The 14,154-nt window shown below is 72.0% G+C and carries 10 protein-coding genes; 4 read left to right on the forward strand and 6 right to left on the reverse strand.

Going from position 1 to position 14,154, the window contains the following annotated elements; genetic code table 11:
• Window positions 1-225: 225 nt before the first annotated feature.
• Window positions 226-627 carry a nuclear transport factor 2 family protein gene (locus PH189_RS22590; protein WP_274191081.1) on the forward strand — a complete coding sequence of 134 codons (402 nt, stop codon included), beginning with the start codon at window positions 226-228 and terminating at the stop codon, window positions 625-627.
• A 153-nt stretch (window positions 628-780) separates the two neighbouring features.
• Window positions 781-1,110 carry a GYD domain-containing protein gene (locus PH189_RS22595; protein WP_274191082.1) on the forward strand — a complete coding sequence of 110 codons (330 nt, stop codon included), beginning with the start codon at window positions 781-783 and terminating at the stop codon, window positions 1,108-1,110.
• A 674-nt stretch (window positions 1,111-1,784) separates the two neighbouring features.
• Here PH189_RS22595 and xth read toward each other — a convergent pair.
• Together xth and PH189_RS22605 are read right to left on the reverse strand one after the other, a co-directional pair.
• Window positions 1,785-2,564, reverse strand: coding sequence for an exodeoxyribonuclease III (gene xth / locus PH189_RS22600; protein WP_274191083.1), 780 nt, complete (start codon window positions 2,562-2,564; stop codon window positions 1,785-1,787).
• 600 nt (window positions 2,565-3,164) lie between these two features.
• The gene (locus PH189_RS22605; protein ID WP_274191084.1) at window positions 3,165-5,009 is read right to left on the reverse strand and encodes a wax ester/triacylglycerol synthase domain-containing protein; all 1,845 of its coding nucleotides are present in this window, start codon (window positions 5,007-5,009) and stop codon (window positions 3,165-3,167) included.
• 387 nt (window positions 5,010-5,396) lie between these two features.
• Between PH189_RS22605 and PH189_RS22610 the strand changes: the two genes are divergently transcribed.
• Window positions 5,397-6,854 carry a serine hydrolase domain-containing protein gene (locus tag PH189_RS22610; RefSeq protein WP_274191085.1) on the forward strand — a complete coding sequence of 486 codons (1,458 nt, stop codon included), beginning with the start codon at window positions 5,397-5,399 and terminating at the stop codon, window positions 6,852-6,854.
• Window positions 6,855-7,340: 486 nt separating this feature from the next.
• Here the strand turns inward: PH189_RS22610 and PH189_RS22615 are convergent, their stop codons facing one another.
• From PH189_RS22615 to PH189_RS22630, 4 genes are all read right to left on the reverse strand, one after another.
• Window positions 7,341-8,633, reverse strand: coding sequence for an RNA polymerase sigma factor (locus PH189_RS22615; RefSeq protein WP_274191094.1), 1,293 nt, complete (start codon window positions 8,631-8,633; stop codon window positions 7,341-7,343).
• Window positions 8,634-9,292: 659 nt separating this feature from the next.
• On the reverse strand, window positions 9,293-9,907 hold the full coding sequence (locus tag PH189_RS22620) for a sortase domain-containing protein (protein ID WP_274191086.1): 615 nt from the start codon (window positions 9,905-9,907) through the stop codon (window positions 9,293-9,295).
• Between the two features lie 32 nt (window positions 9,908-9,939).
• Window positions 9,940-10,812, reverse strand: coding sequence for a collagen-like domain-containing protein (locus PH189_RS22625; RefSeq protein WP_274191087.1), 873 nt, complete (start codon window positions 10,810-10,812; stop codon window positions 9,940-9,942).
• A 170-nt stretch (window positions 10,813-10,982) separates the two neighbouring features.
• Entirely contained in the window at window positions 10,983-12,314 is a 1,332-nt protein-coding gene (locus tag PH189_RS22630; protein ID WP_274191088.1) for an RNA polymerase sigma factor, read from the reverse strand.
• A 732-nt stretch (window positions 12,315-13,046) separates the two neighbouring features.
• On the opposite strand from PH189_RS22630, the gene PH189_RS22635 reads away from it, so the two are divergent.
• Entirely contained in the window at window positions 13,047-13,970 is a 924-nt protein-coding gene (locus PH189_RS22635; protein WP_274191089.1) for a hypothetical protein, read from the forward strand.
• Window positions 13,971-14,154: the final 184 nt, after the last annotated feature.

Genomic DNA, 14,154 nt, shown 5'->3' on the forward strand with positions numbered 1-14,154 from the left:
ACCCCGTGGCGACGCCGCTGGTGGCCGAGCCGGTCTGATTTCACGTCAGTGATGCCTGTCGTTCTCGACGGCCCCTTGGTTCTGCGCGCGTCACACTGCGCTGGAGGACACCCGGACGTCGCCCGACGCATCGTGCTCGATGCGGTACTCACCGTCGCCCATTGGGCAGAACAATACGCAGTTGCCGTCATGTTCGCGTCGTGCGAGGCGGTGGATGCTAGCGCTGTGACGACCACACAGAGCACCAACGTTGCCACCGTCCAGGGCGCGTACGACGCCTTCAACAGCGGCGAAATGCCAGCGGTCCTCGCGGTAATGCAGCCCGACGTCGAGTGGATCGAGAGGGCCGGGCCTTACCAGGGCCGCTACGTCGGACCCCAGGCGATCGTGGACAACGTGTTCGCCCCAGTTCCCGAGGACTGGAGCGAGTTCACGGTGACCCCTGACGAATTCCTCGAGGCCGGGGATGTCATCGTCGTGCTCGGTTGGTTCGCCGGAACCGCCCGCGAGAGCGGCACCTCGTTCCGTTCCCGGTTCGCGCACGTGATCCGCATGCGGGACGGACTGGAGGCCTCCTTCGAGGATATCTCCGACGCCCACGCTTTCCACATTGCGCTCGGCCGCTGACCAGTAGGTGCGTGGCGGGGCCTGGAAGTCCTGAGTCGGTGCGCCGAGGAGCGCGCCCGTCCTTCGCGGGTGACTGGCAGCGCGCCCTCAGCGATGCGACGAACGTGAGCTTTCCCATGCCCGCTGAAGTGAGACCACCCGCGGAGGTCGATCATGCCGTTGTACATCTACGAGGCCGCCTATACCGCTGAGTCGCTGGCGGCCCAGATTCGCGAGCCCCAGGACCGCCTGGAAGCGACCCGGGCCCTCTACGACGCTGCCGGGGTCACTGTCGTGGCCGCCGGTCACCCCCTCGGGGAGCACGACGTGGTGATCCTCTTCGACGCGCCTGACGACATCGCGGCGGCGAGCGTGGCGCTCACCATCGGCGCGGGAGGGGCGGCCCGGTCGGGTCGAACGAGGCGTCTGTTGAGCACCCAGGAGTGGAAGGAGTCGCTGGAGCGCGCGCAAGGCGTGGCGTCCCAGTACCGGCCCGCGCGATGACCAGGCGAAGCCGGCGAGCTCACTGACGACGACGAGCGGGAGGGCGCTTGCCGCGCACCTCAGGTCGGCGCCAACGCGCACATCTTCGGTCGAGTTGCATCTCGTCGGTCAGCGGTGTGGGCCCGTGGGACTCGACCCGCAACCAACGGACCAAGAGATCGCCGCACTCCGACCACCAAGACCTCTACCAGCAACAACGGTGTGGGAGTCGGTCACTCCGACCGCACCACGGACCTCCAGTAGCCGCCGTTTCGCACCACGACCCGCACCACGGGCCATCGGACGACTTGAGGTAAGCCTCATTCCACCGACCGGCCACACACGATCTGACGGGTCCTGGTCGGCTTGTTCCGGCGACTCGGCGTCAGTGGGTGACTGGCTCGCTGCGCTGTGTCATCGTCGGCGGCGCCACTTCGACCCTGACCGGCTGAGTGGCGCGCTTTGATCGACCCTGTTTCCTTCCACGACTCGTTCCACGAGGCCCCTCGGGGCAGTGGCCTGATGGTCCGAGTCGTCTGGGTTCGTCAGCACTCGCTGCGGGGGCAATTCTCCTGCTCGCATCCGTACTCGGTCTGCAGGTCACCCGAGGATCGAGGCACGCCCGCCCGCGCGGGTGCTCGCCGACCAGGGCCGGCCAGTCGACAGGGTCCGTCGCAGCGCGCGAAGTGGGCGCGTCATCGCGGGTCGGTCAGTTCGATCCAGGTCGGCGCGTGGTCGCTGGTCTTCTCCTTGGCGCGGACAACGCGGTCCACGCCGGCGGCGACGAGCCGGCCCGCGACGGCCGGGCTGAGCATCAGGTGATCGATGCGCAGGCCCGCGTCGCGGCCGAACGCGTTGCGGAAGTAGTCCCAGAAGGTGTAAATCCGCTCGCCCGGGTGCAGCGTCCGCAGCGCGTCCGTCCAGCCCTGCGCGGCGAGCCGGTGGAACGCGTCGCGCACCTCGGGGCGGAACAGGGCGTCGTCGACCCAGCGCTCCGGCTTGTGGACATCGAGGTCGGTCGGCATCACGTTGTAGTCGCCGGCCAGCACGACCGGAACGCCGCGTGCGAGCAGGCTCGCGGCATAGCCGATGAACGCCTCGAACCAGGCCAACTTGGCGTCGAACTTGGGACCGGGAGCCGGGTTGCCGTTGGGCAGGTAGAGGCAGCCGATCACAATGCCGTTCACCGCCGCCTCGATGTAGCGCGACTGCCCCGGATCGGGCTCGCCCGGCAAACCCCGGCGGGTCTCCGCCGGCGACTCGCCGCGAGCCAGGATCGCGACCCCGTTCCAGCTTTTCTGTCCCAGCCAGACGGCCTCGTACCCGGCGTCGCGAATGGCGGCCGCGGGAAACTTCTCCTGCGGCGCCTTCAGCTCTTGAAGGCAGACGACGTCCGGCCCGGCCTCCGCAAGCCACTCCAGCAGGACCGGCAGCCGCCCGTTGACGCCGTTCACGTTGTAGGTCGCGATCTTCATCTCGTAGGTGCGCCTCCCACCGTCAACACCACCAAGGCCAGCTCGCGCACCGCCACACGGTCACGCTATCCGGCTGGCTTCAGGCCGCGGCCGGTGGCGGACCGGGTCCGCTCGGTCCCGGGCCTGCGGGCTGCGGGTCATCGCCGGCCAGCGGGCAGACGTACACGGTCTCCATGCGGCACTCCGTGCCCGCGCCGGCGCGAGCCTCACCAGCCGCCGTCGTAGCCCAGCCGTTCGGCCGTGGCCCGACGCGCTGAAACGACCTGGCCCATCAGGGCCGGCTCGAAGGTCTACGGGAAGTCCTCACCGCTTCGGATAGGCACCTGATCCGTAGTTGCGTGCCTACCGCGTGCACGTCAAGTTCGATGGGCACCAGCGGGCACCACAGGTGCTCCATTGGACACACGAGGCGAGAGTGGGAATCAGATCGTGGATCGGGATCAGCTGTAGATCGACGACAAGATCGCTGTCACCGAACTCGCGGTGCACGCTCGTACCTCACGCTACTGGGCCGCGTGGGCGGAGGGGACGCGCGCAGTCGCTCTGTGGAGCGAGGTCGAGGGGGTCGGCTGCACTGCCTCGGGCTCCTCGGTGCGGGGTTCACTCGCTCGTGGCGTCGTGGCTCTGCTCAACGAGGGATCGGAGAACGGCGAGGTCGCGCTGCCAGCGTCGCCGCAGCACCTCGCGCACGACGGGTGCGAGCAGGCGGAGCGCCCCGCGCGGCCGGAGCTCGGCGCGGAACCGCAGGTGTGATCGCCCCTCATCGGGCACGACCTCGCCCTCGAAACGGACATCGAGCCGGTGCCCGCAGCTCGTGGCCGTCCAGGCCCGCGGCGGGTCGAACCTGGTGTACTGCACCACACCCTCGCCGGCTCTCGTGTGGAGGCGGTAGCGCGTGCCGGCCCCGACCGGACCGTCGGTCAGCAGCTCCACCTTGTCGACCGAGGAGTTCCACGCGGTCGCGTTCCGAGGGTCGGTGCAGTAGGCGAACACCTGCTCGGCGGGGCGGCCCACGTCGACGGCCGCCTCGACGACAGTCCGGCCGCGCCGCAGCAGGGACCCCGGCACCGACCGTGGGCATACTCCGGTGCGGGCCAGGTCCACCAGCTCGGTGAACGACCCGGCGATGCCGTCGGTGAACACGTCCAGGTCGGTCATCCCGGCGTCGGCGTTGGCCGCGACGGCCAGCTCGCCGACGTAGGAGAGCGCCGCGACAGTGAGCGGCACGAGCGGCGCCATGGGGGCGATCGGCACGACCTCGAGCAGCCGGGCGCCGGCCAGCCAGAGCGGCCTCGCCGGCCCCGGCACGTCGGTCACGGAGACGCTGAGCCGGCGGCTCCCGACGCGCCGGGCCGAGCACAGCAGCCACCGCGTCAGCGGCGTCGGGAGGTGGAGGTCGGAGAAGTCGCCGCCGGCGGCGCGCAACCGCGCCTTGCCGAGGGCCGTCGCGCTGCGCACGAGCGCGGCGCGGCGCAACGGGTCGGGCTCGCCTACCGGCAGGTCCACGATCAGCATCGCCGCCACCTGCCGTCCGGCGGCGCCGGTGGCGGCGGGCACCGAGGCGCGCAGCACCAGCCCGGGCACGACCTCCCCGCGGGCGGCCAGGAGGCGCCGCAGGCCACCGGTCACGGCGGCCAGCAGGAGGTCGTTCACGGTCATGTCCAGGGCGTGTCCGGTGTCCCTGAGCTCCTCCATCGACCGCCGCGTGACCCCCAGCCGGCGCCCCGGGCCGATCTGGCGCGACAGCGAGGTGACCGGCTCCGGTCCGGCGAAGCCGGCCATCGCGTCGCGCACCTCTCGCAGACCCGGCCGCGCGGGGCCCGGCCCCTCGGCCTGCCGGCACCGCCGCGGGCCACGCCGCCCTAGCGCGGCCCCCACCTCCTGCAGCCGCCGGCGCACGAGGTCGCGGTGCGTCGGCAGCGCCGCCGTGGCCGGAGAGGGCGCGACCGTCACAACCGTTTCGGGTCCGGGGTCGAGCAGCGCGCCCGCGAGCGCTACACCGGTGAGCCCGTCGGCGAGCATGTGCGAGACGACGATGAGCACAGCGAACCGGCCGTCGCGCAGCCCGTCGACGACCTCCGCCCGCCACAGCGGCCGGTCCCGATCCAGCGGCCGAGCCGCTCGGTTCGCCGCCCAGCCGGGCAGGTCCGCGCCGGGCGGGAGGGCCGCGGTCTCGACGTGCCCGAGCGGGTCGAAGCCAGGATCGCCCACCCAGAGCGGCCGGCCCTCGCCCGGCCGCGTCCACACGACCCGCCGCCCCAGCGCCGGAACCCGCTTCGCCCGCGCGGCCAGCTCCCGGCGGACCCGGGACACATCGACCGCGCCGTCCGGACGCACCAGCGGACCGCCGTCGAACGTACCGAGCAGCGCAACCTGCATCGGGGTTTCGTCGTGGTCCAGCCACCTGTACATCAGCTCGTCGAGACGCAACCGGACCGGGTCCACGACCTCACGGTGGAGCGACCGGGGCACCTCGGCCAGGGCCCAACGCCCCGTTCCAGGTCCTCGACGCCGCTTTCCAGCACGAACTGCGCGCAGCGTTCGAGTGGGTCGACCATCCCGAGCGGGCCAGCCGGCCGCTGTCGAGCGCGAGGATCTCGCGCGCAGCCGTCGTGGACGCATCGGTAGCGCCGAACCCGTGGGTTGGAATGGCCTCGCGACACCTCAGAACATCTGGACGGACCGATGTGCACCTTCGCCGCCGCCTGGGGCCTGTGGGCCGGCGTGTCAGAGGCGGGTGGCTCGTTCCCGGGGGACTTTCGGCTCCGGTGCTCGGTCGCGGGTGGGAGGAAGTCTCCGGCTTCACCGGCAGGGAGCCAAGGGGGGAGAGCCGTGGTCACCACCGACGATCTCGACACGCTCGACGCGGCAGACCTGACCACGAGGGTCGATGCGGCGCTGAACCGGTGGCCGACGGCGGGGCTCGCGGTGGGGGTGGTGCGCGACGGGTCGCTGACGTGCTTCCACGGACACGGGGTCGCGGACGTCGCCTCCGGCGTCCCGGTTACTGCGGACACCGTGTTCCGTGTTGCCTCCATCACCAAGACGGTCACGGCGATCGCGGTCATGCAGCTACGTGATCGCAGGTTGATCGACCTCGACGCGCCCGCGGCGCGGTACCTGCGCGCCTACCGGCTGATCCCCGCCCGGACCGGGTGGCCACCGGCCACGGTCCGGCATCTGCTGACCCACATGGCCGGAGTCCGCGCTGTGCGCACCCCTGCCGACCTGCTGCGATCGGACATGGGTTGGGGCGCCGCCCGCCAACGCTCGGCGCCCTCGCCCGTCGACTACTACGGCCGGGGCCTGCGCATCGATGTCGAGCCCGGCACCCGCTGGGCGTACTCCAACCACGGCTACGCCGTGCTCGGGCAGATCGTCGAGGACGTCGCCCAGACTCCGCTCGCGGCCTACCTCCGCGAGCAGGTCTTCGACCCGCTCGGCATGACCAGCACCGACCTCACCCGCTCCGACCGCGTGCGATCGCACCTGGCCACCGGGTATGAGATCGGCCGCCACGGGCTCCGGGCCGTCACCGACCGCGAGATCGTGACCGTCGGCGCGAGCGGGATCTTCTCAACCCTCCGCGACATGGCCCGCTTCGCCGCCGCGTTGGTCGGCGGTGGCCGTAACGATCACGGCCGGGTACTGGCGGCCGACACACTCACGGAAATGTTCGCCCCTCACCATCAGCCCGACCCGCGGTTGGCGGGCATGGGCCTGGCGTTCTTCCGCGGGGAGGTCGGTGGCCACCGCACCGTCGGCCACGACGGCATCTGGAAGGGCTTCCGTTCAGACATGCTGCTCGCCCCCGACGACGGGCTCGGCGTCCTCGCGTTCGCCAACACCGGCTACTTCGATCCCCGCGGGGCGCCGACACCGGTCACCCAGGCACTGTTACGGGGTCTTCTCGGACTCCCGGACGACGTGGTGCGCGCCGACGTTCCCGAGCGGCCCGAGGTGTGGCGGCAGCTCTGTGGCCGCTACTCCTTCGGCTCGGGCGTGCTGCTCGATCCGCAGCCGCGGATGGTCCTCGGCTCCGGGGTCGAGGTCCTCGTCCGCGATGACCGGCTCGTGATCCGAGGACGAATGCCGATACCCGCGGTGCGCCGCGGGCTGCGCCTGCACCCAGTGCCAGACGACCCCGACCTGTTCCGCCTGGACCTCGCCGGGCTCGGCCTCGAGCCGGTGCCGGTCGCGTTCGCGCGCGGACCGCGGGGCGAGGTCACCGCGCTGCACACCGGCCTCCTACCGATATCCCTCACCAAACGGCCTGACACTCGACCGTGACCGGACTAAGCCGACCAGCAAGACTCACCCCAGCATCAAACAGGTCTAATGCAACGGTGCCGTTCTCGGTCGACCGCCGACCCAAAAGCACCACGGATTAGTCCAATCGACTCTTAGCATCGCGGCACCAGCGCGTGACATAGAACCGGGTTATCGGCTGTCCTCGGAGCTCCCAAGAGGTCTCTAGGGCTCCGCGCTATCTAGCGATGTCGTCGGGCGCGTGTCGGCGGATTGCGTGCCCTAGTTGGCGGTTCGGACGACGATCAACGCGGGATGTCGGGTTGTTCATGGGTCCACTGTCCCCGCTGCCAGCGGGTCATTCCGGCCTAGAGCCACCACTGCTATCCGGGTGGCCATTGCCATGACCGCGGATCAGCCACGCGAGGTTCGTCGGTCGCCCGGAGAGGTGGGCGCCTCCCCCGCGCGCGCAGGCCAGCTCAATCGAGGTCCGAGGGCGGACCCAACCAAGGCCGCTGCCACGGACCCCTATGGCGTCTCGGACGGGGCGGTCGTGGCGGAGCACGCCACGCATCCCGAACCAGTTGTGGGACGTGTCTCGGGCGGATCAACACGGGTCGGCTCCGCCGGCGCGGGCGCCACAGGAGTGCGTCGAAAGGGCCCGAGGGGCGCTGTCGGGACCGGTACCGCGGGCTGGCCGGGCCGGGCGCCCGGGCGAGCTCCCCCGGAGGGTGCCCCGGGCGCGCCGGGGACCAGACGCGACGTCGGTACCGGTCCAGCAGACGTGCTCGGCGTCGGGGACGAGGTGGCGGAGGTGGGCGTCACGCCTTGGATCGGGGGTACCGCACTCGTCGAGGGCACGAGCGCACCCGGTCCGACGTTGGACGACAGCGTGGCGCCCTCACCCGTCAGCATCGCGACCGCAACGGCCGGGACCGCGACGACAGCCGCGACGAATGGGGCAAGCACCGTGGCACTGGTGTGGGTGCCGCCGCCGAGACCCGCAGGCCACCATGACGTCCCGGTCGCGGTGGTCTCGCTGGTGCGGTGCAGCGTCGGTGCCGCTTGGCGGGCGACGCTGTCGCTGAGCCAGCCGGGCGCCGGGACCGCGACGGGCGCCGAGGCCAGCAGCGCCGTCGGCGACAGGAGCCGGCGACGAGCCTCGCCGCATCTCGAGCACCGTTCAACGTGGCGGTTGACGCGCTTCCGCAGCAGGACGGTCATGGTCCCGTCCCAGTTCCCGAGCAGGTCGCCGAGCTCGGCACACGCCTCCCGCTCGTGGCGTGCGACCAGCAGTGCGCCGAGGCAGCGCTCGATCGTCGAGCGCAGCCGCGAGACCAGGGTGTTGGCGTTGGTGGCGCTGACCCCGAGGGCGTCGGCGAGCTCGGGTCCGTCTAGGCCGTGGCGGTAGTGCAGCTCCAGCAACGTGCGGTCGCGGTCGGAGAGCCCGCCAGCCGCACGAGCGACCAGGTCTGCGAGCTCGCGGCGCGCGGCCAGGGTGTCGAGGCTGTGCTCAGGGCTCGGGCGGTCGGGCAGCTCGTCCGCCACCTCCTCGCGCCGGCGCCCGCGCAGCCGCGCGAGGGCCTCGTGGCGTGCGATGGCGTAGAGCCATGACCGTAGCTTGTCGTGCTCGCGTAGCTGCCCGAGCCGGGTAGCGGCGGTGCAGAAAACGTCCTGAACGCAGTCGGCGGCGGCATCTGGATCCCGCAACATCCCAAGACAGAAGTCATGCAAAGCATCACCATAGCGTCGGTAGATCGCCGCGAACGCGGTCGAGCTCGTCGGCGCGGCAGCGGCGAGGGATGCGTCGCTGACCCGCATCGGCTCGGTCGCGTGCTCCCCGCCCCGCCGTGGCCGGGGCAGGCGAGCCACCGACGGATGGATCAGCCGTGGCCTGGTGGCGGTCGATGGCGAGCCCTGCGCAGCGATCGGCCCGGTGAAGTCGTCGGACCCCGCCCAGAAATCGGGCTTCGCCCAGAGATCGGCCCCGCACGGAACTCCGACATCGTCACCACCGTGCGCCGCGCGGTGTCGTCCGTCTGCGTGCGCGTCCTCGACCGTCACGCCCGTATCACCGTGCTGCGAACAACGACCTTCATCGCGCCCCCTCCACTCTCGCGGGCAGCGAGCCGTGCCATGGCACAGCTCACCAACCGCCTCCCCCCCCCGGACTGGCGTTGATCACCGCATCGCTCCGTTCAGGCCAGCTGTTTCGCAATGCCGCCGAACGGTCGCCAGGAAGCGCCCGAAGGTGGAAGGCGGCGAATAGCGGCGGCGCGGAGCGGCAGAACCCCAAGAAGGCGCACGAGTCACCTCGGACCGGTCGCTCCTAGCCCGATCTCCCTCACCGGAGCCGAGAGCCAAGAAGTCCGCACGAGACAGACTCAACGGCCGCGAATAGGCAGGACAGAGCCTCGCTGTCGGCGTCGAGGTGCCCGGCGCGCTGGCAAGCTCCGCACTTGCCACGGGGAGGCGCGTGTTCACGTTCGGTAGGCCTCGAGGGCGGCGCCGTACACGACGACGTTGTCCTCGTAGCTGTCGGCGTCGGTGTCGAAGGTGCCGCCGCAGGTGATGAGTCGCAGCTCCGGGCCGCGGGTGGGTCCGTACACCGCCTGGGTTGGGAACGCGTCCTTGTCCACCTGCGCGACGCGGTCAACGCGGAACACCACCGTCACGTCGTCGCTACGGTCGACGAGCACCTGGTCGCCGGCCTCGACCTCCGCGAGCCGGGCGAACCCGCCCTCGGCACCTCGGTAGACGACGTGTGAGGCGTAGACGGCGGGACCTTGCTCTCCCGCCGACGCGCCCTCCGCGTAATGCCCCACCGTGGCCGCGTCCCGCGGCACCTCGAGACGACGGTCCGCGTCCTGCCCGAGCTCTGTGAGCCGGGCGGTGTCCAGCCCGATCGAGGGCACCCGCAGCCTCGTCGTCACAGCCGGGGTGAGTGGCAGCCCGACCGCCGTGCGCTGCGCGGGCAGCCCGACCGAGGCCGGACCGACCCGGCCGCCACCCGTGACGGAGAAGAACGCGACGGCGAAGGCGGCCACGGCGACGAGCAGGAGGACGACCGGGACAACACCCGGGCGCCTCGACACTCGTCCCGGCGGTGACGCCGCAGGGTGACCGGTCACGGCGCGCTGCGGCGACGGTGCCAGGCCACGCCACCAGTGCCCAGTGCGGTCAGCCCGAGAGCGCCCGCCGCGATCGGCACGACCGGCGCCGTCGCGCCGGAGCCGTCGCCGGCGGCCACGCCGCCCTCCGGGTACGCGGCGTCTTCGACGTCGTCTGCCGACGGCGCGCCCTGCTCGAGGCCAGCGTTGACGACCTCGACGCGCTCGACGTCCTGCCCGCTGGAGCCGCAGCGCACCGCGGTGCCGTCGCTGTAGGCCACCCACCGCCCTCCGTTCCACAGGTACACCGATGTTGGGTGGACGTTCGTCTGCTGGTTGACCGTCACCTGCTGGTTCACCACCGGAGTTGGCTGGTGCTGCGGCCCCTCAGGCCCTCTGGGAACCTCCGGACCCTGCTCTGGAACCCGCGGACCTTCGGGCGCCCGCGGGCCCCGCGGTCCTTCGGGCCCCTCGGTGCTGTTCTCGCACTCCTCGCGGGCGTCGGCGAGTTCGCGGACGGCTTCCTGGAGTGCCCGGCCGGCGGCCTGCTGGGCGGCGAAGAGCTTGGTGTTGCGCTCCACGGCCCTCTGCGCGGTGACGCGGGCGTCCTCGATGTCGGAGGCGGTCGCGGTCTCGTCGGCCTGTAGCCGCTCGTAGGTGGCGCGGGTGGTCGCCACGACGGTCTTCTGGCGCTGGTAGGCGGCCAGCGCCTCGTCGAGGGCGTTCTGGCGCTCCCGCACGAGCGCCTTTGCCTCGACGACCGCAGCACACGTCGGTTCGGGCGGGGAGGCGGCAGCGACACCGGCGCCCAGGGGCAACAGCAGGCCCGCGGCCAGGGCACCACCGATCAGGACACGGACGCCGGTGGGTAAGGCAGAACGCTGGGACATCGAGGCTCCTCGCAGCTCGTCCCGCGACCGTGCTCGGTGGCGGTGACACGGGTAGGAGCAGCAGACCCCACCGACTCGCACACTTTTCTCGCGACTTCTTTGACGTCTTCCGCGGTGAGCCTCCGGTCGCCGTGTCCGGGCCCGGGCTGGTCGAACCGGGAAGCGGCTCGCTATCCGCCGCCGAACAGCTCGTCGCCACCGCCGCCGGCACCACCGCCGCCGTCGCCACCGCCGGCACCACCGCCGCCCCCGGCATCGCCGAACAGCCCGTCAAAGCCCCCGCCACCGTTTTGACCGCCGTCCCCGTCGCCGCCACCCTGAGCCTGGTCGCCGCCCTGTCCCCCATCGCCGCCGCTGTCGACGGCACTCGGCGGGGTGGTCGCTCCGCTCACGGTGGTCCGACGCGCGACCGGTGGCGCCACGCGAGCCGGGGTGGTCGTCGTCGAGCTGGTGACTCGTGCGGGCAGAGCGGGGGCGGTGCGAGGGACCGCGCTGGCGCTGATCTCGTGCGCGGGGTGGCTCGCCGTCGCCTCTGTACCGGGACCGGCGGTCAGGGGCGCGATCGCGACGAGGGAGACGGTCGCCGCGGCGACGAGAGGAGCCGCGACCGCGGCGAGCGCCGTGGGCGTTCCCGACCCCACCCCGGCGGGCCACCAACCGTGGTGGGCCAGCCCGCTGGTCTTGAGCAGTGGGGTGGCGTGGTGCACGACCGAATCCCCGAGCCAGGCCGGTGCCGGGATGATCACCGGCGCCGAGGCCAGGAGCGCCTGGGGCGTGACGAGCTCGCGGCGGGCACGGCTGCAGGATTCACAGCGTTCGATGTGGCGGTTGAGCCGCTTGCGCAGCAGGACGGTCATCGCTCCGTCCCAGTCCGCGAGCAGCGCGGCGAGCTCGGGGCAGTGCTCGCGGTGGTGGCGGGCGACCAGTGTCGCGCCCAGGCAGCGCTCGATGGTGATCCGCAGACGCGATACCAGGGTGTTGGCGTTGGTGGCGCTGACACCCATGGCCTCGGCGAGCGCGGGCCCGTCCAGACCGTGCTGGTAGTGCAGCTCGAGCACCGCGCGATCACGGTCGGCGAGCCCGCCGGCGGCCTTAGCGACGAGGGAGACGAGCTCGGTCCGTGCAGCGAGGGTCTCGGGCCCATCGGCGGTGCTGGCGGAGTCGGGCAGGTCGTCCGTGGGTTCTTCCCGACGTCGCCGACGCAGCCGAGCCAAGGCCTCGTGGCGTGCGATCGCGTAGAGCCACGGCCGCAGCTTGTCGGGCTCGCGCAGCTGCCCCAGCCGCGACGCCGCGGTGCAGAACACATCCTGGACGCAGTCGGCCGCCGCGTCGGGGTCGCGCAACATCCCGAGGCAGAAGTCGTGCAAGGCGTCGCCGTACCGACGGTAGATCGCCGCGAACGCCGTCGGGTTGTTCCGGGCGGCCACCGCCAGCGCCACGTCCTCGACGAGGACCGGCTCGGTGGCCGGCCTCGGGTCGGGCGACTTCCGTTGGTGGGGCACGCGGACCGAGGTGCGAACCAGTCGCGGCCCCGATCCAGCGACGATGGGACGGGCGACGATGGGACGGGCCGTGGCCACCGGTCCGGTCTCGTGGGCTCCGGACGCTTCGCCCGCCCAGGCCGGCGGCGACATGTCGACAGCAGCGACGAGCCGGTGTCGGCCGGCGGGTGCGCCAGCGGAGTCGGAGCGAGGAAGCTCGGGACGTCCCGCCCCGTTCCGGGCCGTCACGTCGTGGTGTCCGCATGGTCTCGGGAATCGAAGCCAACCAGCATGTCCCACCTTGCTTCCCGCGAGCAGGACCGCGACCTCGCCGGCCGACGGTCATCCTCGCTCCCCCCGGAGTAGTGATCCACGCATCGCTACGCCCGTCACGATCGTTTCCCCCGCTCGCCCGGCGGCGCTCCACGTGGGCCGAGTGGCAATCGAGCCGCCGTTGGCCGGATCCGACGTTGCTCCCCATGGCGGACATGGAGCGACGACCACGACATGGGGTCGTCGGTGAGGATCGAGCCGACGCCCGCCCTGGTCGAGGCGTGGCTGCGAACGCGGCCCACGACCGATCGCGGCCCGGCGATCGGATCGTCGCGCCCCTCGGGTCCGAGACAGCCCGGCCGACATCCGCGGAAATCTCGGAAGAAGTTCTCGAGAAAGTGTGCGAGTCACCCGGGCCCGCTGCTCCTACCCCCGTGACCGCCGCCAAGCACGGCTGCGGACGAGGCACGAGGAGATCTGATGTCCCAGCGTTACCTGCCGTTCCGCTACCGCGTCCTGCTCGGCGGGGCCCTGACAGCCGGCGTGCTGCTGCCCCTCGGCGCCGGCGTCGCCTCCGCCGAATCATCCGCGTCGTCGCCCATCACCGCGCAGTGCCCGGAGGTCGTGTCGGCCCAGCGCGTGGTCGACCAGCGCCAGGCCGCCCTCCGGGAGGCCGTCTCTGCGTACAAGCGTCAGAAGCTCGTCGTGGCCACCGCTCAGTCCGAGTATCAGCGGATCCAGGCCGACGACAACGCCACGGCCGCTGAGATCGAGGCTGCCCGACTCACCGCGCAGCGCGCCGTCGAGAAGCAGACCCGGCTCTTCGCCGCGCAAGCCGCCGCCAACAACCCCCTCCAGGAAGCCATCCGCGAGCTCACCGAAGCCCGCGAACACTGCCCGAGCCCCGGCGGCGGCGGCGGTACCGGCGGCAGCACCGGCGGCGGCGGCAGCGGGGGCAGCGGCAGCGGCACCGGCGGCACCGGCACCGGCACCGGCACCGGCACCGGCACCGGCACCGGCACCGGCACCGGCGGACCGTCGACCTCGTCGGAGCCGACGGTGGTGAACCGGCCGGTGATCGTCAATCAGCAGACGAACGTGTACCCGAGGTCGGTGTACCTGTGGAACGGCGGTCGTTGGGTGGTCTACAGCGACGGCACCGCGGTGCGCTGCGGCTCGCAGGGCCGTGACATCGAGCGTGTCGAGGTCGTGGAGGCGGGCCAGGAGCAGGGCCAGCCGTCCTCGACCGACGTGCAGGACGCTGCGTACCCGGAGGGCGGCGTGGCCGCCGGTGACGGCTCGGAGGCAACGACGCCGGTCGTGCCGCTCGCTGCGGGAGCGCTCGGAGTCACCGCCCTGGGGGCCGGCGGCTACGTCTGGCACCGCCGCCGCAGCGCGCCCTGATCGGCCCCACCTCTGGCCCGGCGCTCCTGGAGGGGCGCCGGCCGGGGCCTCGGGGCAGGGGCCGCGGAGGGCGGTGACAGCGGAGGTGGGCCGTTGGGCGGCTCTAACCGGGCCCGTAGTAGCTGCCAACTAGGGCGTGTCTCCTAAGTAGGTCGGAGCCAGAGCAGGATCGCTCGGAGGACCA

This window comes from Actinomycetospora chibensis (genome assembly GCF_028737215.1).
GTDB lineage: Bacteria > Actinomycetota > Actinomycetes > Mycobacteriales > Pseudonocardiaceae > Actinomycetospora > Actinomycetospora chibensis.

What these genes read in the sequence shown, in the direction of transcription:
- PH189_RS22595 (WP_274191082.1), top strand. Translation starts at nt 781, where the DNA reads ATGCCGTTGTACATCTACGAGGCCGCCTATACCGCTGAGTCGCTGGCG.
- xth (WP_274191083.1), bottom strand. Translation starts at nt 2,564, where the DNA reads ATGAAGATCGCGACCTACAACGTGAACGGCGTCAACGGGCGGCTGCCG.
- PH189_RS22615 (WP_274191094.1), bottom strand. Translation starts at nt 8,633, where the DNA reads ATGCGGGTCAGCGACGCATCCCTCGCCGCTGCCGCGCCGACGAGCTCG.
- PH189_RS22625 (WP_274191087.1), bottom strand. Translation starts at nt 10,812, where the DNA reads ATGTCCCAGCGTTCTGCCTTACCCACCGGCGTCCGTGTCCTGATCGGT.
- PH189_RS22635 (WP_274191089.1), top strand. Translation starts at nt 13,047, where the DNA reads ATGTCCCAGCGTTACCTGCCGTTCCGCTACCGCGTCCTGCTCGGCGGG.